Origin of the sequence: Thalassospira alkalitolerans (assembly GCF_002115745.1) — a bacterium.
GTDB lineage: Bacteria > Pseudomonadota > Alphaproteobacteria > Rhodospirillales > Thalassospiraceae > Thalassospira > Thalassospira alkalitolerans.
This window is the reverse complement of record NZ_JFKB01000005.1, coordinates 297,965-323,827: the sequence shown is the minus strand read 5'-3', so window position 1 is coordinate 323,827 and position 25,863 is coordinate 297,965. Positions and strand designations below refer to the sequence as shown.

The window sequence follows — 25,863 nt, the reverse complement described above, 5'->3', positions numbered from 1 at the left end:
TATAGATTCTGACAAATCATGAAACGCTCTAAGTATATTTGGCACGGGCAAGTTGACCACAATTCTCTCACCAAAAACAAACAGCCCGCCAAATGATGGCGGGCTGTTTTGCATTTGGCGGGAAATCAATTTTTATATGGATCCGCTGCGTCGCGCAGCCCATCACCCAAGAAGTTAAACGCCAAAACGACAATCACCACCGGCACCACCGGCAACATCAGCCACGGGTAAACGGCAACGGCATTGATGTTCTGGGCTTCGTTTAACAGCACCCCCCAGCTTGTCACCGGCGCACGCAGGCCAAGACCAAGAAAACTAAGCGCTGTTTCACCAAGGATCATATTGGGAACCGACAAGGTTACCGACGCGATCAAGTGACTGGCGAAATTAGGTAACAAGTGACGGGCAATAATACGTTTGGGTTTGGCCCCCATCAAACGCGCAGCCAGTGCATAGTCTTCTTCGCGAAGGGACAACAATTTGGACCGAACGGCACGGGCAAGCCCCGTCCAATCAATCAGGCCCAAAATAATGGTAATCCCGAAATAGATTAAAATCGGGCTCCATGTCACGGGCAAAGCCGCCGACAAAGCCATCCACAGCGGAATTTCCGGCATGGAGCGGATGACTTCGATCAGGCGCTGTGCCGAGGCATCAACCCAGCCACCATAATACCCCGCCGCCCCGCCGATCAGAATACCAAGCGTGAAACTGACAACAATCCCGACAAGACCGATGGTCAGCGATACGCGTGCGCCATAAATCATCCGCGATAACATATCGCGCCCCAGCCGGTCTGTTCCCAGCAGGAACAGGGTACCGTCCTCGGCCGGGCACATTACGTGGAAATCAGCTTCGAACAGGCCCCAGAATTCATACGGGTCACCGGAACAGAAAAAGCGGATCTTTTCGACACGGCTGTCGCTTGGCGTATAGATCGGTTTCAGGGTTTCCATATTAATGGAAAAATCGGTGCCATAGGTAAATGGCCCAACAAACGATCCATCGTGGAACAGATGAATGGCTTGTGGCTGGTGATGGATATATTCCGAATTCCGCGTTTCCTGAGCATAAGGCGCCAAGATTTCGACAATGAAAACAGATGCATACATCAACACCAGAATAATCAGTGAAACATAGGCCAACCGATGGCGTTTAAGCCGCCACCAGATCAACTGCCACTGCGAGGCGAGAAAGTATTTTTCCTGTTCAGGCGTCAGCTCTTCGCGGTCCCACGGGTTAAAAGGCGCGGCATCCACGAAATGCTCGTTACGCTTGTCGTTATTATTGCGCCTCATTGGGACACGCCCCCTTGCAACCGAATTCGGGGATCAAGCCAGGCCAAGAGCAGATCGGAAACAAACATCCCGATCACGGTCAGAAGCGCTAAAAACATCAGGAACGAGCCCGCAAGATACATATCCTGACTTTGCAAGGCCGTCAGCAACATCGGGCCGGTGGTTGGCAACGACATCACAACCGATACCAAAACCGATCCTGATACCACCTGTGGCAGGATATTGCCGATATCGGCGATAAACGGGTTCAGGGCCATGCGCAACGGATATTTGAACAACACGCGCGTCGGGGAAAGTCCCTTGGCATGGGCGGTCACAACGTATTGTTTGCCCAACTCATCCAAAAGATTGGCGCGCAATCGCCGGATCATAGATGCCGTGCCAGATGTCCCGATGACCAGAACCGGTGCCCAAAGATGTTCGGCCACCGACATGGCCTTGGCAAAGGACCAGCCCTGATTGATGAATTCCGGGTCCATCAGCCCCCCGATAGAGGTTCCAAAGACCACATTGGCGTAATACAGCAAGATCAGCGCAAACAGGAAGTTCGGCATCGCAAGGCCAAGAAAGCCAAGCAGGGTAAAGCCATAATCGCCCCAGCTATATTGCCGGGTTGCGGAATAAATTCCGATTGGGAAACTGACGATATAAATGAACACGACCGTGCTGAGATTCAGCACCATCGACAGCCACAGCCGATCCCCGACAACCTCGGTCACCGGCAGGTTATATTCAAACGAAAACCCAAGATCACCATGCAGCAATCCCCAAGCCCAATCGATATATTGCAGCCAAATAGGTTGATCAAGGCCGTATTGCTGTTTCAGAAAGGCGATTTTAGCCGGATCGACTGCCTCGCCCTGAGCCTGCAATTCATTCAGATAGGTGGACAGAAAGTCGCCCGGCGGCAGTTGAATAATGACAAACACCAGCACGCTGATGAAAAACAGCGTCGGTATCATGACAAAAAGCCGTCTTGCCAAGAAAGTCAGCATCGGCGGTTAAGCTCCCCCTGACGCATTACCCCGGTTTCCCTCGACCGGGGCAATGCGTTCGTTATCTGATCATGTTGATCAGCGATCCCACCAGAATGTATCGGGACGATAGATGCCAAAGAATGCACCCGGTTCCCAGCTATGGATTCCTTTTTCAGGAACATTGCGAAGCTGCGTATTAACGACAACCGGTTGCGGTACATTGCCGATCAGACCGATTGAAAACATGTTTTCGGCGTTGATATCAAGAATGCGTTGCCAAGCTTCCTTACGCCCGGCGTCATTTCCACGGATCCATTTGCCATAAAGATCCATCAATTCCTTGGCCGCAGGCATATCGGGTGCTTCGCCCGCTTCGCCATCGGTTTGGAAATACTGGCCCCATTTCGGCCATTGCAGGTTGTCCTGCTGAACCGGGACAAATTCAGACGGAACCGATCCCGGCGTCGCCAGACCATTATCAATCCCGTTAAAGATCGACATGATGGTTTCGCCGCTATAGGCCCGATTGCGCAAGACTTCGCGCTGCAGCCCCTTGACGAACAGTTTGATGCCTGCCTTTTTCCAGTTGTCCGCAATCAGTTCGAGCATATCGTCATGTTCAGGGTTCTCGCCCATGGTTTCGACGATGATTTCAAGCGGACGCCCATCCGGCAACAAACGAATGCCATCGTCATCGCGTGTGGTCAGGCCAATTTCATCAAGTAATGCATTGGCCTTTTTCAAATCAAATTCGATGAAGGCAGTGCGATATTCCGGCTTGAACAACGGGCTTTTTGGCAGGACCGTATTGTTGGTCGGCGTTGCCAGGCCAAAGAACATCACCCGGTTAATTTCCGTCCGATTGATCGCCAGCGAAAGCGCATGACGGAACCGGACATCGCGCAACAATTTCCGCCAGACCGGATCAGAACAGGTCAAATTTGGATAAAGGGCAGCATAGGCACCGTAACCGACATCCCACAAACGCACCTTAAAGTTCTTGTTCGCTTCGGATTGTTTGAGGAAGGTGTAATCCTTAAGCGACAGGATACGGCTTTGCAGATCGGCTTCGTCCGCACCAACCTTGGCCGGAACCAACTTGGCGTTCGAAATGTTGAAAATCATCCGGTCGATATAGGGCAACTGATTACCGTTCGGATCAACGCGGTGATAATACGGATTGCGTTCAAAGATAAAGCGATCAGACGGCTCTTTGGTGCGGATCAACCACGGCTCCAGCGACGGACGTTCCGTATTTTCAAGCTTGTAGGGACGGTCCTTGTCGGTGTGCAGCACAGCCCAGTTGCGCAGGCCCCGTTCCTCGACGATGGCATCAAGTTCGGCCGCATCACGATATTTTTTGTGGAACTGTTTCAAATAATGCGCCGGACGATAGATAAAGGGCGGCCGGGTTCCAGCCAGCTCAATCAGGAAAAACGGATTGGGCTGAGACCAGCTGTATTGAACGGTATAATCGTCAAGCACTTCAAATGTTGCCGGTTCATCATCGACAAACAAAAAGCGCGGCGGGCCCACCGGAAACAATTCATCATTATTAACGATGTCTTCCCAATAATAACGGAAATCCTCGGCAGTGAACGGTGTCCCATCCGACCATTTATGGCCTTTGCGAATGTGCAGGGTAAAGACATTTCCGGCATCATTGACGTCAAGACTTTCAAGGATATCGGGTTTCAGCACCAAATTTTCATCGTAACCGACAAGACGGGTATAGCCATAAACGACCGCCATGCGGATATCACGCGACCGCCCCATAATCGTGACAAGGTCGCCGCCATATTTGCCGATTTCCTTATGCTCTTCGGTAAAATCGATGACCCTTGGATGTTCGGGCAACCGTTCGGCCATCGGCGGCAAATCGCCCCGCGATACCGCATCTTCGAAATACGGGACTTCGGCAAATGCACGATTGTCAAACACCGTCAGTCCCGCCAGCAACAGCACCCCGATCGCCGCACGGTTCATACCGGCGCAGATGCGGCTCTGCCATCTGGTGGAAAATGCAGAATGGGCAATCGTGGTCATATGGCGATCTCCTGGGAATCAGCACGGGCAGCACGAACAAAATGGTCTTCGGCAAACTGAACCATTCTTGGATCCGACTGTGCATCAATGGTAAAGGGGGCCGGCCAACGGTGCGGATCAGAGGCCTTGCCATCAACAATCTTGGTAAAGTCCAAAAGATGTTCAAGATCGGCAAACGGCACTGCATTCAGCAAGGCCTGGGTATAGGGATGGATCGGGTTTCGAAAAAGCTGTTCACGCGGCGCAGATTCAACAATCCGCCCGGCACACATCACCGCAATCCGATCCGCAATATAATCCACCACGGCCAGATTGTGCGAAATAAACAGATAGGTTAGTTTAAGATCACGCTGCAAATCCTTAAGAAGGTTAAGGATTTGCGCCTGAACTGAAACATCAAGTGCCGATGTCGGTTCATCAAAAATCAAAAGATCGGGTTTAAGTGACAGTGCACGCGCAATGCCGATACGCTGGCGTTCCCCCCCGGAAAAACTGTGTGGATACCGGTTGAGGAAGCGGGGATCAAGACCAACCACCTCCATCAATTCAAGCACCATTTTTTTGCGATAGGTGGCATCACCAATGCCGTGGATCAACAGCGGTTCCGTGATGATATCCTGAACGGTCATGCGGGGATTAAGCGACGCGAACGGGTCCTGAAACACAAACTGAATACGTTTGCGATAAGGATTAAGCTGATCTTCGTCCAGACCAACAAGTTCGGTCATCTGACCACTTTCCCCCCGAAACAGGATTGATCCGCTATCGGGGGCCATAGCGCGCATGATCAGTTTTGACAGCGTGGTCTTGCCACAGCCGCTTTCACCAACCAGCCCGACACATTCACCGCGATTAACCGTCAACGATACATCCGCAACAGCCGGGATTGCCTGTTCTTCGGAATTGAACCAGTTTCCCTTGCGCACCGAAAAGCTTTTATTGAGGTGGCGGACCGCCAGAACAGGTTCGCTTGCCATCGTCGGATGCAGTGCCAATGCTGCGGGGACTTCCCCCTCATCCATGGTCGCGGTCACGGCCGTTTTCTTGTCATCGCAATAGGCCAGCAGACCGTCTATTTTCGGCTTTATATCACGAAGCGGACGCAGTCGTTCATTCGGCCCCATATCGAAATGCGGAACAGCCGCCAGCAATGAACGGGTATAGGGATGCCCCGCATTGATAAAGACATCTTCGGTCCGGCCACTTTCGACCACACGACCATCGTAAACCACCACCATCCGGTCGGCCATATTGGCAACCACGCCCAGATCATGGGTAATCAATAAAACCGACATTTGAAGTTCGGCCTGAACATCCTTGATCAGACGCAGAGTCTGGGCCTGGATTGTCACATCAAGGGCGGTTGTTGGCTCGTCCGCGACCAGCAAAGCCGGATGACAAACCATCGCCATGGCAATCATCGCGCGCTGGCGCAAGCCACCGGAAAGTTCGAACGGATAGGTCTTAAGCGAGCGTTTCGGATTGGGAAACCCGACCAGCGCCAGCATTTCGCGTGCGAGTTCTCGGGCCTCGCTTGATCCGACCTTGCGATGCAGGCGAACGGCCTCGCATATCTGATCACCAATGGTATGAAGCGGTGAGAGGGAGCTCATTGGCTCCTGAAAAATCATTGAAATACGGCCGCCCCGAATGGCGCGCATTTCCGATCCGCTACGATCCAGCATCGCGATATCAACGCGCGTACCGGGCTTTTTCGGATCGGCAAAAATAATCGATCCACCGGTAATCTGCGCCGATTTTGGCAGAAGCCCCATGATCGCCTGGGAAATGGTTGTTTTGCCTGATCCGGACTCTCCGACAAGCGCAACGGTTTCCTGCGCACCAATGCGAAAGCTAACATTTTCAACCGCCTTGACCCGCATATGCGGCAGGACGAATTCGACTTTCAAATCGCGGATACGCAGAATATCGGTCATGTTCCCTCGCCAGTGCCACCTGCCCGACTTGATGCAGCAGCCTGGACCATTGTTTCGGCCTCATCCATGCGCATCAAATTGGTTCTCGTTATATCGTCGACCAGTAATTGGTTATCTTTGGCCCAATCCCGTGCAATTTCAAGCAGATCATCAAAACCTTCTAATGTTGATTCTGTGACGATCTTTGAATCACCGGCCTGCAAGGTCAGTTCAAACCATCCCTTTTTGCCATCGCGACGTGTACTGAAATACCGCAGGCGGAACCTGGAAAGTTCAGACCAGGCAAAGGCCGTTCCACCGCGCAAGTTGCTTAGCCGCACCCCATATTCCGAGACATACAACTTGGACTGGAACCGCAACAGGGTGCGTGCAAAATACAAGATGAACAGCAACGATAACCCGGCCGCGGTCCATTGAATGATTGGCAACATTTCAGGGATCAGGGCGATCACACCACATATCAACATCCCGGCAACCGATTTTGCCAGATCGGGCGCCATCAGGCGCGGTGGGTAGCCCATAACCTGAACATCACGGTCACGCACACCGTCGGGCTTGACCGGATCAAGCGTTTTAAGATCACCGGTTTCTTCGATCGGGCTTATTGCCATGGGAAAACTCCGGGAATTCGTAACCATTTGAATGCGGCATGTTCAAACGAAAACAGGTTATCAAGGAAACGCGTTGTTGCATCATCATGCACCAGATGATGCGTCAAAAGGCCGGTCGGCTCGCCCGCATCGACTGTACCGGTGCGGCGTGCAGCCAAATGCCCAATCAACGCATTCAGGCATTTGTCTTCGCCAACAAAACCACGTGTACCGCGCCAATCAATGACATCGACATGGGTATTAACCAACAAAAGATCGGGCACCGGATGGGACGACACACGCGCATTAAAAGTACTTAACCCGCCAATCCCAAGGGATGGCAACGCCCCAATGACATCATCAGCAATTCGGTTCCACGGCGGTACCATCACGGGTAAAAAGCGGCTTCCGAACTGCGATGACAGGACTTTGAACCCTTGGCGAATATCGGAAACCACCGCACCGATATCGCGCACATCGTCCAATTCCTGCTTTTTGCGCCCGTCGGGCATATGATTGGTATGTGACCAGCCATGTTGCAAAACACGGGTATCAACCGTTTCCGCAAGACGCAGAACAAGATCATGTTCAAGTCTGGCCGGTATCACAGCAAGCGCAAGGGGAATATTGTATTCCTGTTCGAAGGCAAGAATGGTCTCAAGCGCTGGTGTTACCCCAACGGCATCATCGTCACGCCACCACATCGTGGCGATCCGTTTTTCGGATTGCCACAGATCTAGCTCTGCGCGAAGTTGATCCCAGCTGCTCATACCTTCCCTCTTATTCTTTCTGCGATTTTAGCCGCAGTTATCCCCGCCCCGTCCAGAGATATATCTAATTTAGCAGGATTTTTCGCCTGATCTATTTGATTTATCAAGGATTGTGGTGTCAGGTCATCGGGATTTAGCAGTGACAATACGCCTTTACTCGCAAGAATGGCAGCCCGTTCACTTTGTTCGCTTTCACCGCCATCGGCAAAGGGCACCATGACCGATGCGGTACGCGTCGCCAAAACATCCATCAGGGTATTGTAGCCGGCTTGTGATACAGACACACAGCATTGCGCCATCCGATCGCGAAAATCGGGTAAAAAGCGATGCAGGGTTACCCCCCCCGGAAGATTTTCACCAAGTCGGGAAAATGCATCAGCGGGAAAATGCGGGCCCGCAACAATATCCCACCGGTGATCGGCATAGCGTTTTGATAAATGCCGGGCGGCCATTGCGGTTTCAATCAATGCCGCCCCCACAGCCCCGCCGCCTGCCGATACCAGAACACCGTTGCGATCCCCGATCGTAACACCGGTTTTTGGGGCAACATAGCCGGTATATTCGATCATATCGGCGATATCATCGGCGTAAGGGAAGCTTTGGCCAAAACCGAAAAGGGCGGGATCGCCATGCACCAGCACGCCATCAAAATGACTGCGCGCGACATCACGCATCCAGGCTTCTTTTGACCGATCCGATTTACGCACCAAAAGATCGCGCACCGAACAGATGCGCACCACCCCCGCCTGCCCGGCACGTTCAAGCAAGGGCAGCAGTTCAAACCGGAAGGCCCGCCGGCCAAACGGAAACATTTCGATCAGCAACAGTTTGGGCGCGGTTTTTTCAAATGCGGTAAGCAATGCCTGTTTACGGTTATTTTTCCATGCATCGTCAACGGCATTGCCGTTCTGATCGATCAGGCCGGAAAAGCCACTATCAGCACTTCGACATGGCGGCAACTGGATCACGTCGTCACTGCCAAAATCAAGTGTGGCATCGGGTATACCACCACTGACAACCGTTGTTGAAATACCCAACCGTTTCAGTTCCGCATTGATCAGGGCAATACGACGCACATGACCAATCCCAAGCAAATGCTGAACATAAATCATGACATCTGTCATCTGCCGGTCCCGTCTTTTGCGATCAACGGCTGATTAAGGGCAACCATGCCAAGCCCATCGGTATCTGACCATGAAAAGACATGCATTGCCTTCCAATCCAGCTTGTCCGGGCTTTTACCCATCATGTTCCAGCCACATGCCGCCGCATAAACCGCACGAATGACGCCCTTGTGGGTGACGACACCAAAGTCACCATGATCGTCATCATCGCGGTCATCCTTATGACCATCATTATGCTGCGCCAAAGCAATCTTTACCCGGGCAAGAACATCACGTGGGCTTTCACCGCCATCCGGGCGGAAATCCCAGCCGCGATCTTCGTTTGCTTGAATTTCCGCGCCCCATCGGCGGCGAAGATCAGCAAGTTTTTCGCCTTCCCACTCGCCCCAGTTCATTTCGATCCAATGTTCATCGGGGGTAATCCCGGTAATGCCAAGTGCGGTTGCCGTCTGGATAGTCCGGATCAACGGACTGACTTTCCACGGGATGGATTGCCATTTTTCCGGCAGACGCAACTGACGATATTCACCAATGGTTTCAGGCAGCAAAGCGATATCGCTTCGGCCCTGAATACGCTTTTCAGCATTCCAGGCCGTGACGCCATGTCGCAGCAGAGCAAAGTGAAAACGGATCATCCCTGCCCCCGGTTTTTATGCGCAGCCACAATGCTGCGCAACGACACGCCAAGCAGGTCAGCCGCAGCCGCCAAAGTATGGCTATGTTCCGCCTTTTGCGCGGCGGTGCGCCCCGTATCACGAAGTTTTTGTCGATCATCGCCAAGGCATCTTGCCAGCCGGTCGGCAAAGGCATCGACATCGCCAACCGGAACCAGCCAACCGGTTTGATCATGGGCGACAATTCCCGAGACCCCGCCACAATCCCCCGCCAGAACGGGCAAGGCAGCGGCCTGTGCCTCTAACAACGCCATGCCATAGGCTTCGTTGATGGCAGGCCAGACAAACAGGTCTGAGCGTGCCAATAGAATACGGGTATGATCGGCATCGCACAGACCGGCAAAATCAAGCTGATCGTGGGAAATCGCGTTTCGGGTAAAGGCAGCAGTAACGTCATTTCGCGCCGGACCATCACCGATTACGGTCAGATGCCAATTTGTGATATTTCGAGCATTAAGTTTGCCAAGGGCGGCTGCGAGCAATTCATAAGATTGCAATTTGTCGCCCGGTCGCATCATTGCGGTCGTCACCAATTGAACCGATGTGTCGGGATTAACCCCGCCCCGATCCGCAACATGCCATTTTTCGGTGTGGGTAAAGGGCGCCAGGTAATGCAGGCGGTCTTGCCCGCATAAAGGTCGCAAACATTCCATATCCGCACGATTAAGTGAAAACACTGCATCGGCACGGTGCAAGGCATGTTCGACCGCCGCATGACTTTGTGCCCAAGGACCGGTCGCACGTTTCGGGGCAAAGGATGCCTCGGCCAGGACATAGGGAATATCCAGCGCATCGGCAATGATCGGGCCGATCCAATCGGGTGCCTTATAATACAGGTGATAGGTAAACCAGATATCTGGGCGTTTGCGCATACCGTTCTGATATTGGCGCAAAAGACGTGCGGCAAGTTTGGAGGCCAGTTCAGCGATTTGCGCCTGACGCAGGATATTGCCATCGCCAACCCGGCTGCGCAGGCGGGCCGCGATATCAATATCAAACCCGGCTTGTGAAAGAGCATCACACAACAAGCGCGCCATCAGGCGATCCCCGGACGGTATGGGATGATCAATCGGCTTTAACGGTGCATAGAAGGCAATCTGCACGTTTACCGCCCCCTACTCCGCCGCCGGTTGCTGAGCCGTCGTTATTGATGATGTTAATTGATCGCCCCCAAAGCGATGCGCCAGTTCCTTCATCCCGGTATAGAATGAAAAATCCCGCCGGACGATTTCATTACCTTTGCGGCCCATCTGATCGCGCAACGCCGGATCGGCAATCAATTCGGCCATCGCAGCCGATAGTGAATTTGGATCACGTTCCGCAACCAGTTTGCCATTCAAACCATCGGTGATCAGTTCCGGGATGGCCGAAATCGCCGTCGAAACGACGGCAAGACCGCAAAGCTGCGCTTCCATCAGAACATTGGGCAAGCCATCACGGTCGCCGTCTTTTTCAACCCGGCTGGCCAGAACAAACAGATCAGACGACTGACAGGCGGCAATGACTTCTTTCTGATCACGCGGGCCTTGCCAATCACATTGCCCGGCAATGCCAAGTTCGGTCGCCAGCAATTTGTACTTATCGCCATTGCCACCCCCGATATGGACAAACCGCCAATGCAAATCCTTGGGCAAACCGGCAAGAGCGCGCAAAAGATCGTCATAGCCCTTTTTACCGACCAGCCGCCCCACAGAAAGGATGGTGACGGGATTTTTGGGGTCACGGCCGTCGTGGGCGGCGCGATTGGGCAAGTCTTCGGGAAAACGCGCGAAATCCAGACCGTGGTACAGCAAATTCACCTTGGCCGGATCATCGGCAAGCTTTTGCAGATGGTCGACATTGGCCTTTGTACAGGTCACCAGCCAATCCATATCGAAAAGCTTTTCGCGCATATCCCAATCTTGGCTGGTGTAAATGTCTTTGGCGTGGGCAGAACAACACCATGGCAAGCCCCGCATGATCGCGCCATAGCGCGCGACCGATGCCGGAGTATGCAGGAAATGGGCATAAATGCGGGTGATATCATCGGGAAGTTCAGCAGCCATCACCAGCGCCTGGGCAAAACGGCGTGCCCGGTTTGGCGTCCGGTCCCGACGGTAATCCTGCCACCAGATACTCCGTGCGCGGCGGTATCCCGGCAGTTTTCGCGCCTTTAACCAGCCCCGTAACACCCGCATCGGTTCCTGATAAACATATTCCGGCAGATAATCGATTTCGGCCGTAATCCGTTCGTGAATCGGATGGCGTTTTTTATCGGTGGGATGACGCAGTGACACAATGCGATAAGGAATTCCGGCCTGCTGAATGCCAAGAATTTCCTGAGCAATAAAGGTTTCCGACAATCGCGGATACCCTTTCACCACGATTGCAAGATTGTCGCATGTCATATGTAATTATCCCGAAAATTCTTATTCGGCAGCCATTTGCGGCGGCAACCAGCGTTCCACCTGATCAGCAACACTATCAAGGCCGCCCATCAGATTGGGGACAGTGACATGAGATGGCTTTGGCTGATCGATCAAACTGCGAAGAGCCTGCGCCATTTCCATAGGCTGGCGGCCACCTGCCTCAGTCAGCATTTTGACCAAACCGAGTTTTTCAGCCGCCGCGGCCCGAACATATTGTTCAAGCCGGGGCACCGTCCGCGGAACGATAATCGCCGGTTTGTCAAACGACAGAATTTCACAAAATGTGTTGTAACCGCCCATCGCAACGACACCGGCGGATCGGTCCATCAGCATTTCGACATTGGCATCAAAGGTAATGACCGACAATTTATCGATCTTTTCTGCCCGGTCCATAAATGCCTGTTGTTCGGAGGGGGCCATAAACGGCCCCAGGACGATAAGCGACGGGACAGGAATGCCAGGATCGGCTTCATAGGCGCTGATCACCCAATCGACCAGATTAACACCATCACCGCCACCGCCTGTCGTCACCAGATAATAAGGTTCTTCCAAACCAAGCGCGCCATGTTCTGGCGTCGGCTTGCGGGTGGCCGTCCGCGGCAGATATCCGGTATAGGTCATCTTTTCTTCAACACCAGGCGGCAAATCAATACCTTCTAGCGGATTGCAGATTTCCTTAAGCCCATAGACCCAAATTTCGTCATACAACTCGTCAAGGGCCGGAACGCATTTTTTGCGGTCCCATTCCTCGCGGAGATTAACGGGGTCATCCATCACGTCGCGAATGCCCATCACCAGACGGGTGCGGCGATGGTGTAACATACGCAACGTCGATTCAACTTCACCGCGCAAGCCAAGCGGTTCCTTGTCGACGATAAACAGGTCGGGATTAAATACATCGGCGGTGTGCTGAATGATCGATTCACGCATCGCCAATATCTGATCAACATCGATATTGAGGTTCAGCGACGTATATTCACCGTTCGACAACTTGATCACACCGGGAATTCGGACAAAGTCGACTCGCGACCGGAATTCGAAACTGCCAATAATCGGCGATCCCGACAGAATAAGAACAGACACATCGTCGCGACGCGACACAAGCGCATGCGCAATTGTCCTGCAACGGCGCAGATGCCCCAGCCCGAATGTATCGTGACTATAGATCAGCACACGATAGCCGGTATTCCCCACGATCGACATATACCCGCCCGTTCTCGTAGTGTTTCTCGATACCTTTACAACCCCATACAGGGTGACACGATATCTTCCTTTGGCAAGTTTTTCCGTATTTCGACGGAAAAACACATACCATCAGGCTATTGCTCTCATGCCGATGCGATATCTTGCAAGACTTTTTCGAGAAGTGCTTCGCGTTTTTCGTTGCTGTCCATCGCACGAAGTTTCTCGGAAAGCTCTGTAACACTATGGGCATAGCGGTTATGCCAGTCATCCCGCGACATCTCGGCGCCCGACAGACGGGGTTTGATTTTTGTGGGTTTGGTCTGACCACGTTTAAAGACCACTGTATCATCAAGCATCGGTAACGCGATTTTGGTTTCTTCTATTCCGTTATGGATCATGGCTTCGCGGAACGCCGCACGGGCACCGTCTTCGCCATGAGTCAGGAAAATACGACGCGATACCGGCATGCGTTCTTTTGTCCAGCTGAGCAACATCGCCTGATCAGCATGACCGGAATAGATATCAAGCGTTCTGATCCTTGCGCGCACATCAATTTCATCGCCATGGATGCGCACATGCTTTGCCCCGCCTTGCAATACCCGCCCCATTGAGCCAGCAGCCTGAAAACCGACAATCAAAACCGTACATTCCGGCCGCCAAAGATTGTTTTTCAAGTGATAGCGAATGCGCCCGGCATCGCACATGCCACTGGCCGAAATAATGATGGCACCGCTTTTAACCCGCGCAAGCTGCATGCTAGAGGCAACATCGGGAACCATATGAAAATTAGGATGTGCCAATGCACGCGCATCGTCAGCAGGCAGATGTTTGGCAAAGACCTCGGTCGCGCGTTGCGCCAGCGGACTGTCGACGAAAACATCTGATCGCGGCAGTTTCCCGCGATTAAACAGGGTCGCCAAATCGACAAGCAATTCCTGGGTTCGGGCCACGGCAAAGCTTGGTATTACAAGGTTGCCGCCCGCCTGAATGGCATCACGGACTTCACGCGCCAGCATTTCACGGCGTTCGCCATCACTGACATCTTCCCGATTGCGGTCGCCATAGGTTGATTCAACAAACAGATAGTCGATATCTTTTGGCCCTTCGGGGGCTTCGTTAAACACAGCCTCGCCTGTGCCGATATCACCAGAAAACAGCATCCGTAATGTGTGTGGTTCACCATCGGCGGCTTCATCATCGACTTCGATCTCAATTGATGCAGAGCCCAGCAAATGCCCGGCATCCCAATATCGCGCGCGCAAGCCCGGCAACACTTCCTGCAAGTCGTGATAATCAACCGGATTAAGCTGTTTAAGCGTTTTTTCGGCGTCTTCACGGGTATAGATCGGGGTAACTTCCGGCCGTCCGCGTCGAACATTACGGCGGTTAAGGCGCTCGACCTCGCTTTCCTGAATATAGCCGGAATCCGGCAGCATATAGGTCAGAAGATCGCAGGTCGGCTCGGTCGCATAAATCGGGCCAGTAAAACCCGCTTTGACCAATTTAGGCAACAACCCGGAATGATCGATATGCGCATGGGTCAAAAGAACAGCACGAATATCAGCGGCCTTAAAGGGGAATGCCCCATAGTTCAATTCGCGAACCGTCTTGCTGCCCTGAAACATGCCGCAATCGACCACGACATCACCAGCATCGGTATGCAACAAATAGCAAGAACCGGTTACACCGCCCGCAGCCCCGCAAAAAGTCACTGATACAGTCATACTCTTTTTCCTGCCCTTGTTATGTTATTTCCGTAAGTCTGGCTGAAAAACGATGATAAATCCATGATCTGAATCAGATTTTAAAACGCCTGCAAACCACCAAAAGGCAGATAAAGGACGCTATCGCCCTTTTGAATAATGCCGCAATCCTCGTCAATCTCGATCAGACCTTCGGCCCATACCATCGAAGAAAGCATGCCCGAACTTGCCGAATGATAGGGCATGGCATGGCAATTTCCGTCACCATCTTGTTCCAGCCTTGCACGCAACCATTCGCGGCGTCCGGTGCCACGTTTAAAATCAAACCCGGCAATGGCCGGTAACCGCACCGGCATGCATACCGCGTCCGATGCCCCCATCATATGAAGCAAAAGCGGCACGGCATAAAGCAGGCCAGACACCATCACCGATACCGGGTTGCCCGGCAAACCGATGACAACGCAATCACCGATCCGGCCCCGCATCATTGGCTTGCCTGGTTTGATCGCAAGCTTCCACGCATGGATCTGCCCCAGAGTATCAACAACCGGCTTTAACAAATCGGCCTTGCCAACAGATACGCCACCCGATGTCATGATGACGTCATGTGTTTTTGCCGCATCGGCCAATGCCGATTGCAAAACATCAAAATCATCGGCCAACAGACCAAGATCGGTCACCGCACATCCCGCGGCACGCAACATGCCGATCATGGCAAAGCGATTTGAATCATAAATCCCGCCCGGTGGCAAAGGATCACCCGGCTTGGCCAATTCATCCCCGGTTGAAAATACAGCGACCGAAACCGGCCTTGCCACCGGCAAGGTCTGATATCCCTGCCCCGCCGCCACCGCAATATCCTGGGGGCGCAGGCGCTTGCCTGCGGGCAGAACCACCGCACCGGATGTGACATCTTCGCCGCAACGTCGAATATGCTGATGTGGTTTGGTTTTTGCGATGACATCCTGACCAAGCGTGATCAGGGTTTCATCATCATTGGCGGTGACATTTTCCTGAATAACAATGCAATCCGCACCTTCAGGAATGGCCGCCCCGGTCGCAATCCGGATCGCCTGACCGGTTGGAATTTTACCGGCAAACGGATGCCCCGCCAGCGACACACCGGCAACGACAATATCAACATTCCCCGTGGCCGACATTTTTTGAAAATCACCATGACACAGCGCATAACCATCCATGGCCGAGTTATCAACCGACGGCACATCGACACGCGCAATGATATCCTCGCGCAGGATCGCGCCATAACAACCGGTCAACGGCCTTTGTTCCACCGGTACAGAAACAGCAACCTCGGCAAAGGCGATGCGCAATGCATCATCCAGCCGGGTTAGTCCGGGTTGATGGCAAAGGTCGGTCGTATGGGGATTGTCTTGCGTGATGGTCATTGGCAACCTGTCGGATGGAATGGGATCGGTCACAGCGATAGTGATCCGCATGACCGATCAGGTCAATGGCGCTCGGATGCGCCATCATGCCCCGGGCGGGACCGTGAAATCGCGCGGCTTAACATAATGACGGGCACAACCCCGACGACAACAATCGCCAATGCGCCAAGGGCGGCCTGTTCGATCATTTCGTCCTTGGCAAATTGATACACATGGGTAGCTAACGTTTCAAAATTGAACGGTCGCAAGATCAAGGTCGCAGGCAGTTCTTTCATCCCATCAACAAACACCAACACGCCCGCCGCCAAAATCCCGCCGCGGACCATCGGAAAATGAATACGTTTCAGCGTGCCCCACGGGCTTTCACCCAATGTGCGGGCGGCATCATCCATGCTGGGCCGGACTTTGCCAAGGGCGGCTTCGATTGAACCATAGGACACAGCCATGAACCGAACGGCATAGGCAAAGACAATGGCAAAGACCGTCCCGCTAAGCAGCAGGCCGGTTGAAATCCCGAATGTGTCGCGCATGACGGCATCAACCGCATTATCAAAGCGTGCAAACGGGATCAAAACACCAATTGCCAACACAGCCCCCGGCACGGCATAGCCAACCGATGCCAAACGAATGCAGAACCGCAAAAGCGGTTGCGGGAAAAGGCGCAGAGCATAACCAAGAAACACAGCACAACTAACGGCAACGATGGTCGCAAGTCCCGATACCAACAAGCTGTTACCTGCATATTCAAAGAAATCTGGCGTCCAGCTTTGATCGAAATAACCGACGGAATAATAAATCAGCACCAACGATGGAATCACAAACCCCAAGACAATCGGTAAAATGCAAACCGCCATGGCAAAGAACATGGTAACCGGCCCCAGTTCATAGCCCGGCAGTTCCTGAAATCGGTTGGTGGTATCGTGGAACCGTTGACGACGGCGCGAATAACGTTCGGCAACAATCAGAACGACAACCACCGCCAGCATGGTCAGCGCGATTTGTGCCGCCCCACCAGCATTGCCCATCCCAAGCCAGACATTGAAAATACCGGCAGTCAGGGTATGCACCGCAAAGAAATCAATGGTGCCAAAATCGTTCAGCGTTTCCATCAAGGCAATAACAACGCCAACAACGATGGCCGGACGCGCCAATGGCAAGGCAACCGTCATAAATGAATTCCATGCTGAACGGCCCAGAACCCGGGCGGCTTCAAGCACACAGACCGATTGCGCCAAAAAGGCCGCACGCGCCAACATGTAAACATAAGGATACAATGTCAGACTAAGGACAATGATTGCCCCGCCCTTGGTCCGAATATCGGGGAACCAATAATCACGCGCGGTCTGCCAGCCGAAAATATCACGCAACAACCGTTGAAACGGCCCGGCATATTCCAAAAGGTCGGTATAGACATAAGCCACGATATAGGCCGGAACGGCCATCGGCAGCAGCATCGCCCATTCAAGCATCCGTTTGCCCGGAATACGGCACATGGTCACAACCCACGCCGTTGACACCCCAATCAGGGTTACCCCGATGCCAACCCCCAGCATCAAAATGCCGGTATTTTTCAAATAGCGCGGCAACATGGTCGAGGCCAGATGCGGCCAGATATTTTCCGTCGGAAATAGTGCCAGATAAACAACCGCGACCAGTGGTGTCGCCACCATAAGGGCGATGAAAAACGCCCCGATCAGCCAAAGCCCGGATTGCCCGCGCGGCAACCAGTGCATTGACGTGCCCGATGAACGTTCGCGTAACGGATCAAACGTTTCGGTTACGGCAACGGGCCGGTTATCGGGATCGTCTTCATGCTGACAGGAATTATTCACGCAAATGACGCCCTATTCGTTAAAGCCGACTTCGTCGATCAGGCGAATGGCCGCACCACGATTATTGGCAACTTCATTCAACGCAAGAGTATCGGCACTGAACGTTCCCCAAGACTGAACCATATCAGACCATGCCACACCGGGCTTGACCGGATATTCGAAATTCACATCGGCATACATATGCTGGGCTTCATCACCAGACAGGAATTCGACCAGTTTGATCGCGTTATCCTTGTTCGGTGCATCCTTGATCAGGGCGACACCGGAAATATTCACATGCGTGCCGCGATCCCCCTGATTGGGGAACACAATGCGGACCTGCTTTGCCGCATCGGCCTTGTTCGGATCAGAAAGCATTTTGCCATAGTAATAGGAATTGCCAATCGCAAGATCACAAACCCCCTGCGAGACGGCTTCGATCTGATCGATATCCGCCCCTTGTGGTTTGCGCGCCAGATTGTCTTTCAAATGCTGCAACCAGGTTTTGGTATATTCATCGCCGTGATGGGCAATCATCGAAGCAACCAGTGCAATGTTATAAACATGCATGCCTGATCGCACACAGATGCGGCCCTTCCATTTCGGATCAGCAAGGTCTTCGTAACTGGCAATTGCATCGGGCGAGACACGATCAAGCGAGGTGTAAAGAACCCGCGCACGCGTCGTCAAACCAACCCAAAGGTGGCCCTTGTCGCGAAACTGCGGCGGAATATTGGCATCGATCACATCACTTTGCAGCGGGGTCGCAATATCGGCATCAACCGCATCCTGAATACGGCCGATATCAACCGTCAGCAAAAGATCTGCCGGGCTATTACGGCCTTCGTGCTTGATGCGTTCAACCAAACCGCTTTGCGAAAACAGCGTATTCACGCGAATGCCGGTTTCTTTGGTGAACTGTTTGAACATCGGTTCAATCAGGAACGGCTGACGCAGGGAATAGACATTCACTTCTTCGGCGGCGTTTACCTGAAATGCCGCCAATCCGACCACGGCACCCATAATGCCAAAGACCGTATTGCGCAGTGAAGCCATGTCTAATTCTCCTGGAATGATCGCAAAACTTGCTAGCAAGTAAGAATGATTTGTACTCGCTGTCGGGGAAATTAAAGGGCTGCCCCCCTATTTTGCAAGAGCGAATAGAACATAACCGCCTTTCGCATCCATGTTTTCGCCCCGAATGAACACCGATCAATCCACCGTCCGGGCATGAAAAAAGGGACGGCAATGGTTACCGTCCCTTTTCGGAATTGTTCGAAAGAGGGAAATTTATCTATTCGTTATAGCCGACTTCATCGACCATACGGACCGCATCAGCCCGCAGACGCGCAATTTCGCCAAGCGGAAGGTCATCGGCCTTGAATGTGCCCCAGGATGCGACCATTTCGGACCAATCAACACCGGGCTTGACCGGATATTCGTAATTCACTTCGGCATAGATTTTCTGAGCAGCGTCACCAGTCAGGAATTCCATCAGCTTGACCGCATTGTCGCGGTTCGGCGCCCCATTGATCAGGGCCATGCCAGAAATGTTCATCGACATGCCACGACCATCCTGATTGGGGAAGATGATATTGACAGCATCGGCCCATGCGCGCTGATCAGGGTTATCAAGCATCTTGCCGTAGTAATAGGTATTGCCAACCGCAATATCGCATTCGCCTTCCTTGATCGCCTTGACCTGCGCACGGTCATTGCCCTGTGGCTTGCGGGCAAGGTTTGATTTCAGGCCTTCAAGCCATGTTTTGGCTTCTGCTGCACCGTTATGGGCAATCATGGATGCGAACAGTGCGATATTATAATCATGCGTACCGGAACGCGTACAGATGCGGCCCTTCCATTTCGGATCGGCCAGATCTTCATATGTCGCGATTTCCCCCTTGGTGACGCGATCCTTTGATGCATAGATCGCGCGGCCACGCTGGGTCAGGGCGAACCACTGATCATTTGCATCACGCAGATGGGCCGGAATGTTGGCCTTAAGAACGTCACTGTCAACGGCATCGGTCACACCAGCATCGACAGCTTCCTGAATACGACTGATATCAACCGTCATCAGAACGTCTGCCGGGCTGTTTACGCCTTCCTGCTTGATCCGTTCAACCAAACCTTTTTCAGCAAAGATCACATTGACCTTGATGCCGGTTTCCTTGGTAAAGCTTTCAAAAAGCGGCTCGACAAGAAAAGCCTGACGCAACGAATAGACGTTTACTTCCTGTGCAGATGCCGCCGTCGCACCCAGTGCTGCCGCCCCTAACACAGTACCGCAAATGATTTTCCGGATATCCATCTGACGTTCCCCGTATTTTTGTTGATCAAATTATGCGTTTGCAACTTACTTGCAAATCCTCATTTGCAAGTAAGCGCAACTCATTCTCATTTCAACAGGGATTACGACATCGACCAACACCAGTGTGAAACGCTTCACTTATGCGCGAACCAGCATATTTGGCGGCAAAGACCGCCCACTGCCAAACGTTTTACAAAACGTTGAAAGACCCGCCACTGGATACCCGCCAGGCATCAAGAAATTCCTGATAGGCGGGAATGTCCCCTGCCCGCTCTTCGAGCCAGGCGACGGTCAGATTGATCGCATGATTGTATCCGTCATGATCACTTAGCCCGGTATGCAAAACATAACGCAGATACAGAAGGTAGGTATTAAGGACGTCGGTCTCGCAATAGCGGCGAATACCGTCAATTTCACCATTATCAAACATGTCCGAGACTTTACTACCGTCGACCCCGGTCTTGCCCGGAAGATCAAGGGCGGCACAAACCTCGTTCATTTTTGTCCGTGCGGATGCGCCGTAATCCGAAAGCACTTCTGCCAGATCACAATGCCAGTTCGGTGCATAGCGCGACGTATAGTTTTCCCACTTATTGGTCGCCTGATGCAGCCAGCGCGCACTTACCCCGTGCTTCATCGCACGATATTTCAAAACCGGAAGATCAAATCCCCGACCATTAAAACTGACCAATCTTGGGTAAAGCTTGCCGCAATAGGCAAAGAAACCATTCACAAGGTCCTTTTCCTCGCTGGTCAGATCACCGCCAGAACGCAGTTCTTCGATTTCGTATGTTTCAAGATTGCCGTCGCGCTGGATAGTGGCGCGCAGGAAACTGATGGCGACCACCTTGTGAAACGGTTGGCGCGCAAAACCGTTCCGGCCATTGGTAATATCAAGATGATATTTTTCGAGCATTTCCCGCCCTGTCGCCGGATCGGGTGCCGTTTCGCCGGTCAGTTGTGGCAAGACATCGATATCGGGAACGGTTTCGATATCAAAAACAAACAAACTGTCATGCATCATTGGGGCCTCCGGCGGAAATGCGTTTCGCAAAGCATAAGCAACATAAACAAGCTTGGCACAAGTTTCACGACATTCTGCGTAAAGCTGCACGGCCTAACCGACTTTCTTGCCCACTTGCGCTGACATCTCCTGACAGGCTTGTCAGGAGGGCGGATATAGACTGCGCGGCATGAACGCACATCACAAGTCCGACAGATGACACCCAAAATCGGCACGCAGGGTTGCGTCGCCTTTGATCCGAAGGTTAAACTTTCCCGACCTGTATCAGGGGCAAAGTTCGCCCGGGGGATCAAACGACCGACCGCTGGTGACATGACGGCAACAATCCGTCGGACCTTGCATTTGATGCGCTTCCGGACCGTAGAAGATAGTCAAGAGGGAAACGTGATGAACATCCTGCCTACCGGAGCCGCAATGCTTTTGGCCGCTGGCCTTGCATTTTCCAGTATTACAAGCGCACAGGCACAGGATGCCGGTTGCGAGATCAATCGTCCGGTGATGTTCGCCGGGCTAAATTATGACAGCGCACTTTTCCACAATGCCGTGGCGCGCTTCATTATCGAAAAAGGTTACGGCTGCCAGACCGACGCCCTGCCGGGCGATGTCATTCCGCTTTTGACCGGGGTTGGCAAGGGCGACATTGATGTGGTGATGGAAGTCTGGCGCGATAACGTGGCAGATGCCTGGAAAAAGGCCGAGGCTGCCGGAAATGCCACCCAGATCGGGGTGAATTTCGATGATGCCATCGAAGGCTGGTTCGTACCGCGCTATGTTGTTGACGGCGATGCCGAACGCGGCATCAAGCCGATGGCACCCGACCTGAAATCGGTCGATGATCTGGCGAAATATGCCCAATTGTTCAAAGACGCCGAAGAACCGGACAAGGGGCGGTTTTATAACTGCCCGGCGGGTTGGGTTTGTGAAAAGATCAATTCGGCAAAACTTGTGGCCTATGGCCTTGATGACAGCTTTACCAATTTCCGCCCCGGCACGGGTGCCGCACTTTCCGCCGCTATTGCATCTGCGCACAAGCGCGGCGAACCGGCACTTTATTATTACTGGGGACCAACATGGGTGATGGGACTTTATGACAGCTATCGTCTGGAAGAACCGGCCTATGACCCGTCGATCTTTGACAAACTGAAAACCGATGCAAATCCGACACAAGCAACCGCCTATCCGCAAAGCACGGTAACCGTTGGGGTCAATACGAAATTCATGAAATCGGCACCGGTGCTGATTGAATTCCTGACCCATTACGAAACCAGCAATGAACTTGTTTCGGAAATGCTGGCCTATATGCAGGAAAACGAGGAAACGCCGGAAGATGCGGCAATTTATTTCCTGAAACAAAAACCCGGTATATGGAAAGCCTGGGTGCCAGAAGACATTGCGAAAAAGGTTGAGGCGGCTTTCTAATCCGCAAGAAACCAATCAGGATATCTTTTACAGGGGCAGATTTCGATCTGCCCCTTTTTCGTGCCTCTCAGATATTGGCACCCGTTTAAACAGTCATCATATCAATGATCCAATGAAATACGCGCCGTCTTGGTCGGCGGCCTTGGGTCGACTTCTTCGGTATCCATCAGGCGGGCAACATGTTGCAGGGATGCCAGAATGCGGTTGCGCTCAGTCAGATCGAGCATTTCATAACGTTGCATGAAGCCGCTATCCATCAAGGGGGGCGTATCAGTCAACACGCCCTGCCCCTTTTCTGTCAGACGGCTATTAACGACACGTTTGTCATCAGCATTCCGCGCACGTTCGATGAAACCACGGCCTTCAAGCCGGTTCAGAATTGTTGTCACGGTTGCCTGACTAAGCGACACATGGCGCGAAACTTCCCGGATGGTGACCGCCCCCAGTTCTTCAATCGCCAGCAAGACGACAAGCTGCGGAACCGTAAGACCACAAACCTTCATCACATGTTTTGAATGCAAATCCGTTGCGCGGATAATTTGCCGCAACGCGACCAAAACATCCAGAAATTCCCGTCTTTTCTGCTGATCCGCAGCCATGCGTATACTTTTCCCTGACTTGTAATCGGGCCAACTTAGCGCCAATATAGTTTGACATCAAATGTTTTGATCTGTAACTATCCAACAACAAATTATGGCGAAATCGAGGAAACAGGCGTGATCCAACGCAAAGGTCAGACCGTGACTCGATATGACATTTTTCATGGACAACACCGCGCGCTTTCCCTTGACGGAAACGCAGACGCTTGTTGTCCGCACACAACAAATGACAAGGGCCAATGACAGATAAAATCATTGTAAAGGACCTTTACAAAGTCTTTGGCGACCGTCCCGATCAGGCAATGCAGATGATCAATGACGGGATCGACAAAGCCGAAATTTTTGACAAAACCGGACAAACCGTCGGTGTTTGTGGCGCCAGTTTCACGGTACGCGAAGGCGAGATTTTCGTTGTTATGGGGCTTTCGGGTTCTGGAAAATCGACCCTTGTACGCCTGCTGAACCGGTTGATCGAACCCACATCGGGACAGGTTTTGTATGACGGCATCGATATCGCCGCCATGAATGACGAAGAACTGCGGAATTTACGCCGTCGCGATATGGCGATGGTGTTCCAGTCCTTTGCTCTGATGCCGCATCTCAGCGTTGTCGACAATGCCGCCTTTGGCCTTGAACTGGCCGGTGTTGCCGAAGAAGAACGCCAGGAACGCGCGCTACATGCGCTTGATCAGGTCGGACTAAAAGCCCAGGCAAATTCCTATCCGGATGAACTTTCAGGTGGCATGCAACAGCGTGTCGGCCTTGCGCGTGCATTGGCCAATGACCCGTCCGTGATGCTGATGGACGAAGCGTTTTCGGCCCTTGATCCGCTGATCCGGACCGAAATGCAGGATGAATTGCTGGTTTTACAGCGCGAACACAAGCGTACCATCATCTTTATCTCGCACGATCTGGATGAAGCGATGCGCATCGGTGACCGGATTGCGATCATGGAAGGCGGCATCGTCGTTCAGGTCGGAACGCCCGAAGAAATCCTGAACAACCCGGCCAATGATTACGTCAAATCCTTCTTCCGCGGGGTGGATGTTTCAACCATCCTGACCGCCAAGGATATTGCCGCCAAACGTCAGGTCACCGTGATCGAACGCGAAGGTGTTGGCCTGAAAACCGCGCTGAACCGTCTGCGCAACGAAGACCGCGAATATGCCTATATCGTTGGCGACAAACTTGATTTCCACGGGGTCATTTCGGTCGACAGCCTTGACGCCGCGATCAAATCAGGCGCCAACAAACTCTCCGCCGCCTTCCTGCCCGATATTGAACCTGTTTCCCATGACACCCAGCTTTCCGAGTTGATCGGCACCGTGGCGCATGCGCCGTGTGGCGTGCCGGTTGTCGGCGATGACGGTAAATATATGGGCGTGATCAAAAAGGCCAATCTGTTGGCGACACTCGACCGCGAAGGAGATGGCGCAAATGGCTGATAACAGCAATCCTTGGGGTGCCGCGACTGACGCCGGTGCGACAAGCACAGCCGATGTGGCAAAAGACGCAGCAACATCAGGTGCCGCCGATGCCGCCCAAAGCGGTGGTGCGGCCAATCCATGGGGTGGCGCGCCCGCAGCCGACACAGCAGGCGACTGGCTTTCCAATGCCGCCCCGGCCCCGGAACATCATTTTGATATCATCCATCCGTTTAACGATGCGGTGATCCCGCTTGATATCTGGGTCAATCATGGCCTTGAATGGGTTGTCGATAACTTCCGCAACGTGTTTCAGGCCATTCGCTGGCCAATTGATGCCGTCCTGACCGGGGTCGAAACCGGATTACAGGCTACCCCGGCCATCATCGTCATTCTAATCATGGCTTTGATTGCCTGGCAGGTCTCCGGCCGTCGTCTTGCGATTGGCACGATCATTTCGATGATCCTTATCGGTCTGATCGGCGCATGGTCGGAAGCCATGGTGACCCTGTCGCTGGTGATCACATCCGTTATATTCTGTGTCGTTATTGGCCTGCCAACCGGCATTTGGCTTGCGCGAAATGAACGGGCTTCCAAGACCGCCCGCCCGGTCCTTGATGCGATGCAAACAACACCGGCATTTGTTTATCTTGTGCCGATTGTGATGCTGTTTGGCATTGGCAATGTGCCGGGCGTGGTAGTGACGATCATCTTTGCCCTGCCGCCGCTGATCCGCCTGACCATCCTTGGCATCCGTCAGGTGCCCAGCGATCTGGTTGAAGCCGCACGTTCGTTTGGCGCCAGCCCGAAACAGCTTTTGTTCCGGGTGCAATTGCCACTTGCGATGCCAACCATCATGGCCGGTGTAAACCAGACATTGATGCTGGCGCTTTCGATGGTGGTGATTGCCTCGATGATTGCCGTTGGCGGACTTGGCCAGATGGTTCTGCGCGGCATTGGCCGCCTTGACATGGGCCTGGCCACAATTGGCGGCGTTGGCATTGTTCTTCTGGCGATTGTGCTTGATCGCATGACCCAGGCCTTGGGCAAGGACCAGCGCAGCAAAGGCACACGCCACTGGTATGAAAGCGGCCCCGCCGCAGTTGTTCGTTCCCTTATGAGCAAAAAATAACCGTCACCACGGTTTGAAAAACAAA

Annotated in this window: 21 protein-coding genes; 3 read left to right on the top strand and 18 right to left on the bottom strand. The window is 52.9% G+C overall.

Annotated elements, in window-relative coordinates:
- Positions 1 to 125: 125 nt before the first annotated feature.
- The 17 genes from TALK_RS09710 to TALK_RS09630 all read right to left on the bottom strand — a co-directional run bounded on the left by TALK_RS09710 (position 126) and on the right by TALK_RS09630 (position 21,264).
- On the bottom strand, positions 126 to 1,298 hold the full coding sequence (locus tag TALK_RS09710; protein ID WP_085618248.1) for an ABC transporter permease: 1,173 nt from the start codon (positions 1,296 to 1,298) through the stop codon (positions 126 to 128).
- Positions 1,295 to 2,293 (bottom strand): ABC transporter permease, encoded by a 999-nt coding sequence (locus tag TALK_RS09705; RefSeq protein WP_085618246.1) that lies wholly within the window; start codon positions 2,291 to 2,293, stop codon positions 1,295 to 1,297. Before TALK_RS09705 ends, TALK_RS09710 begins: the two co-directional genes overlap by 4 nt.
- A 78-nt stretch (positions 2,294 to 2,371) precedes the next feature.
- Complete coding sequence (locus TALK_RS09700; RefSeq protein ID WP_085618244.1) at positions 2,372 to 4,321, bottom strand: ABC transporter substrate-binding protein; 1,950 nt, start codon at positions 4,319 to 4,321, stop codon at positions 2,372 to 2,374.
- Positions 4,318 to 6,258: an ABC transporter ATP-binding protein gene (locus TALK_RS09695; RefSeq protein WP_085618242.1), complete on the bottom strand. Its 1,941-nt coding sequence runs from the start codon at positions 6,256 to 6,258 to the stop codon at positions 4,318 to 4,320. Before TALK_RS09695 ends, TALK_RS09700 begins: the two co-directional genes overlap by 4 nt.
- The gene (locus tag TALK_RS09690) at positions 6,255 to 6,869 is read right to left on the bottom strand and encodes a hypothetical protein (protein ID WP_085618240.1); all 615 of its coding nucleotides are present in this window, start codon (positions 6,867 to 6,869) and stop codon (positions 6,255 to 6,257) included. The genes TALK_RS09695 and TALK_RS09690 overlap by 4 nt, the downstream gene beginning before the upstream one ends.
- Positions 6,860 to 7,618, bottom strand: coding sequence for a polysaccharide deacetylase family protein (locus TALK_RS09685; RefSeq protein WP_085618238.1), 759 nt, complete (start codon positions 7,616 to 7,618; stop codon positions 6,860 to 6,862). The genes TALK_RS09690 and TALK_RS09685 overlap by 10 nt, the downstream gene beginning before the upstream one ends.
- On the bottom strand, positions 7,615 to 8,742 hold the full coding sequence (locus TALK_RS09680) for a glycosyltransferase family protein (protein WP_085618236.1): 1,128 nt from the start codon (positions 8,740 to 8,742) through the stop codon (positions 7,615 to 7,617). Before TALK_RS09680 ends, TALK_RS09685 begins: the two co-directional genes overlap by 4 nt.
- Positions 8,739 to 9,377, bottom strand: coding sequence for a histidine phosphatase family protein (locus tag TALK_RS09675; protein WP_085618234.1), 639 nt, complete (start codon positions 9,375 to 9,377; stop codon positions 8,739 to 8,741). The genes TALK_RS09680 and TALK_RS09675 overlap by 4 nt, the downstream gene beginning before the upstream one ends.
- The gene (locus TALK_RS09670; RefSeq protein WP_085618232.1) at positions 9,374 to 10,519 is read right to left on the bottom strand and encodes a glycosyltransferase family 4 protein; all 1,146 of its coding nucleotides are present in this window, start codon (positions 10,517 to 10,519) and stop codon (positions 9,374 to 9,376) included. Before TALK_RS09670 ends, TALK_RS09675 begins: the two co-directional genes overlap by 4 nt.
- A gap of 12 nt (positions 10,520 to 10,531) precedes the next feature.
- Positions 10,532 to 11,803: a glycosyltransferase family 4 protein gene (locus TALK_RS09665; protein WP_085618230.1), complete on the bottom strand. Its 1,272-nt coding sequence runs from the start codon at positions 11,801 to 11,803 to the stop codon at positions 10,532 to 10,534.
- A 21-nt stretch (positions 11,804 to 11,824) separates the two neighbouring features.
- Entirely contained in the window at positions 11,825 to 13,027 is a 1,203-nt protein-coding gene (locus tag TALK_RS09660) for a glycosyltransferase family protein (protein WP_085618229.1), read from the bottom strand.
- A gap of 125 nt (positions 13,028 to 13,152) precedes the next feature.
- Positions 13,153 to 14,733: an MBL fold metallo-hydrolase gene (locus TALK_RS09655; RefSeq protein WP_085618227.1), complete on the bottom strand. Its 1,581-nt coding sequence runs from the start codon at positions 14,731 to 14,733 to the stop codon at positions 13,153 to 13,155.
- A gap of 80 nt (positions 14,734 to 14,813) precedes the next feature.
- The gene (locus TALK_RS09650; RefSeq protein WP_245829812.1) at positions 14,814 to 16,151 is read right to left on the bottom strand and encodes a molybdopterin molybdotransferase MoeA; all 1,338 of its coding nucleotides are present in this window, start codon (positions 16,149 to 16,151) and stop codon (positions 14,814 to 14,816) included.
- A gap of 29 nt (positions 16,152 to 16,180) precedes the next feature.
- Entirely contained in the window at positions 16,181 to 17,950 is a 1,770-nt protein-coding gene (locus TALK_RS09645; RefSeq protein ID WP_085618224.1) for an ABC transporter permease, read from the bottom strand.
- Positions 17,951 to 17,962: 12 nt separating this feature from the next.
- Positions 17,963 to 18,985 carry a Fe(3+) ABC transporter substrate-binding protein gene (locus TALK_RS09640; RefSeq protein WP_085618222.1) on the bottom strand — a complete coding sequence of 341 codons (1,023 nt, stop codon included), beginning with the start codon at positions 18,983 to 18,985 and terminating at the stop codon, positions 17,963 to 17,965.
- Positions 18,986 to 19,223: 238 nt separating this feature from the next.
- Positions 19,224 to 20,240: a Fe(3+) ABC transporter substrate-binding protein gene (locus tag TALK_RS09635; protein WP_139833775.1), complete on the bottom strand. Its 1,017-nt coding sequence runs from the start codon at positions 20,238 to 20,240 to the stop codon at positions 19,224 to 19,226.
- A 190-nt stretch (positions 20,241 to 20,430) separates the two neighbouring features.
- Positions 20,431 to 21,264, bottom strand: coding sequence for a 3'-5' exonuclease (locus TALK_RS09630; protein WP_211274795.1), 834 nt, complete (start codon positions 21,262 to 21,264; stop codon positions 20,431 to 20,433).
- A gap of 387 nt (positions 21,265 to 21,651) precedes the next feature.
- On the opposite strand from TALK_RS09630, the gene TALK_RS09625 reads away from it, so the two are divergent.
- Positions 21,652 to 22,683: an ABC transporter substrate-binding protein gene (locus tag TALK_RS09625; protein WP_085618300.1), complete on the top strand. Its 1,032-nt coding sequence runs from the start codon at positions 21,652 to 21,654 to the stop codon at positions 22,681 to 22,683.
- Between the two features lie 101 nt (positions 22,684 to 22,784).
- Here the strand turns inward: TALK_RS09625 and TALK_RS09620 are convergent, their stop codons facing one another.
- Positions 22,785 to 23,282: a MarR family winged helix-turn-helix transcriptional regulator gene (locus tag TALK_RS09620; RefSeq protein WP_085618220.1), complete on the bottom strand. Its 498-nt coding sequence runs from the start codon at positions 23,280 to 23,282 to the stop codon at positions 22,785 to 22,787.
- Positions 23,283 to 23,521: 239 nt separating this feature from the next.
- On the opposite strand from TALK_RS09620, the gene proV reads away from it, so the two are divergent.
- Together proV and proW are read left to right on the top strand one after the other, a co-directional pair.
- On the top strand, positions 23,522 to 24,727 hold the full coding sequence (gene proV, locus TALK_RS09615; RefSeq protein ID WP_085618219.1) for a glycine betaine/L-proline ABC transporter ATP-binding protein ProV: 1,206 nt from the start codon (positions 23,522 to 23,524) through the stop codon (positions 24,725 to 24,727).
- Positions 24,720 to 25,838, top strand: coding sequence for a glycine betaine/L-proline ABC transporter permease ProW (gene proW / locus TALK_RS09610; RefSeq protein ID WP_085618217.1), 1,119 nt, complete (start codon positions 24,720 to 24,722; stop codon positions 25,836 to 25,838). The genes proV and proW overlap by 8 nt, the downstream gene beginning before the upstream one ends.
- The last annotated feature ends 25 nt before the right edge of the window (positions 25,839 to 25,863 follow it).

Bases quoted from the DNA above. Each gene is read 5' to 3' on its own strand.
- TALK_RS09630 (WP_211274795.1), bottom strand. From the start codon at position 21,264: ATGATGCATGACAGTTTGTTTGTTTTTGATATCGAAACCGTTCCCGAT.
- TALK_RS09680 (WP_085618236.1), bottom strand. From the start codon at position 8,742: ATGACAGATGTCATGATTTATGTTCAGCATTTGCTTGGGATTGGTCAT.
- proV (WP_085618219.1), top strand. From the start codon at position 23,522: ATGACAGATAAAATCATTGTAAAGGACCTTTACAAAGTCTTTGGCGAC.
- TALK_RS09625 (WP_085618300.1), top strand. From the start codon at position 21,652: ATGAACATCCTGCCTACCGGAGCCGCAATGCTTTTGGCCGCTGGCCTT.
- TALK_RS09635 (WP_139833775.1), bottom strand. From the start codon at position 20,240: ATGGATATCCGGAAAATCATTTGCGGTACTGTGTTAGGGGCGGCAGCA.
- TALK_RS09675 (WP_085618234.1), bottom strand. From the start codon at position 9,377: ATGATCCGTTTTCACTTTGCTCTGCTGCGACATGGCGTCACGGCCTGG.
- TALK_RS09685 (WP_085618238.1), bottom strand. From the start codon at position 7,618: ATGAGCAGCTGGGATCAACTTCGCGCAGAGCTAGATCTGTGGCAATCC.
- TALK_RS09695 (WP_085618242.1), bottom strand. From the start codon at position 6,258: ATGACCGATATTCTGCGTATCCGCGATTTGAAAGTCGAATTCGTCCTG.
- TALK_RS09655 (WP_085618227.1), bottom strand. From the start codon at position 14,733: ATGACTGTATCAGTGACTTTTTGCGGGGCTGCGGGCGGTGTAACCGGT.
- proW (WP_085618217.1), top strand. From the start codon at position 24,720: ATGGCTGATAACAGCAATCCTTGGGGTGCCGCGACTGACGCCGGTGCG.
- TALK_RS09700 (WP_085618244.1), bottom strand. From the start codon at position 4,321: ATGACCACGATTGCCCATTCTGCATTTTCCACCAGATGGCAGAGCCGC.
- TALK_RS09640 (WP_085618222.1), bottom strand. From the start codon at position 18,985: ATGGCTTCACTGCGCAATACGGTCTTTGGCATTATGGGTGCCGTGGTC.
- TALK_RS09620 (WP_085618220.1), bottom strand. From the start codon at position 23,282: ATGGCTGCGGATCAGCAGAAAAGACGGGAATTTCTGGATGTTTTGGTC.
- TALK_RS09710 (WP_085618248.1), bottom strand. From the start codon at position 1,298: ATGAGGCGCAATAATAACGACAAGCGTAACGAGCATTTCGTGGATGCC.
- TALK_RS09705 (WP_085618246.1), bottom strand. From the start codon at position 2,293: ATGCTGACTTTCTTGGCAAGACGGCTTTTTGTCATGATACCGACGCTG.
- TALK_RS09665 (WP_085618230.1), bottom strand. From the start codon at position 11,803: ATGACATGCGACAATCTTGCAATCGTGGTGAAAGGGTATCCGCGATTG.
- TALK_RS09660 (WP_085618229.1), bottom strand. From the start codon at position 13,027: ATGTCGATCGTGGGGAATACCGGCTATCGTGTGCTGATCTATAGTCAC.
- TALK_RS09690 (WP_085618240.1), bottom strand. From the start codon at position 6,869: ATGGCAATAAGCCCGATCGAAGAAACCGGTGATCTTAAAACGCTTGAT.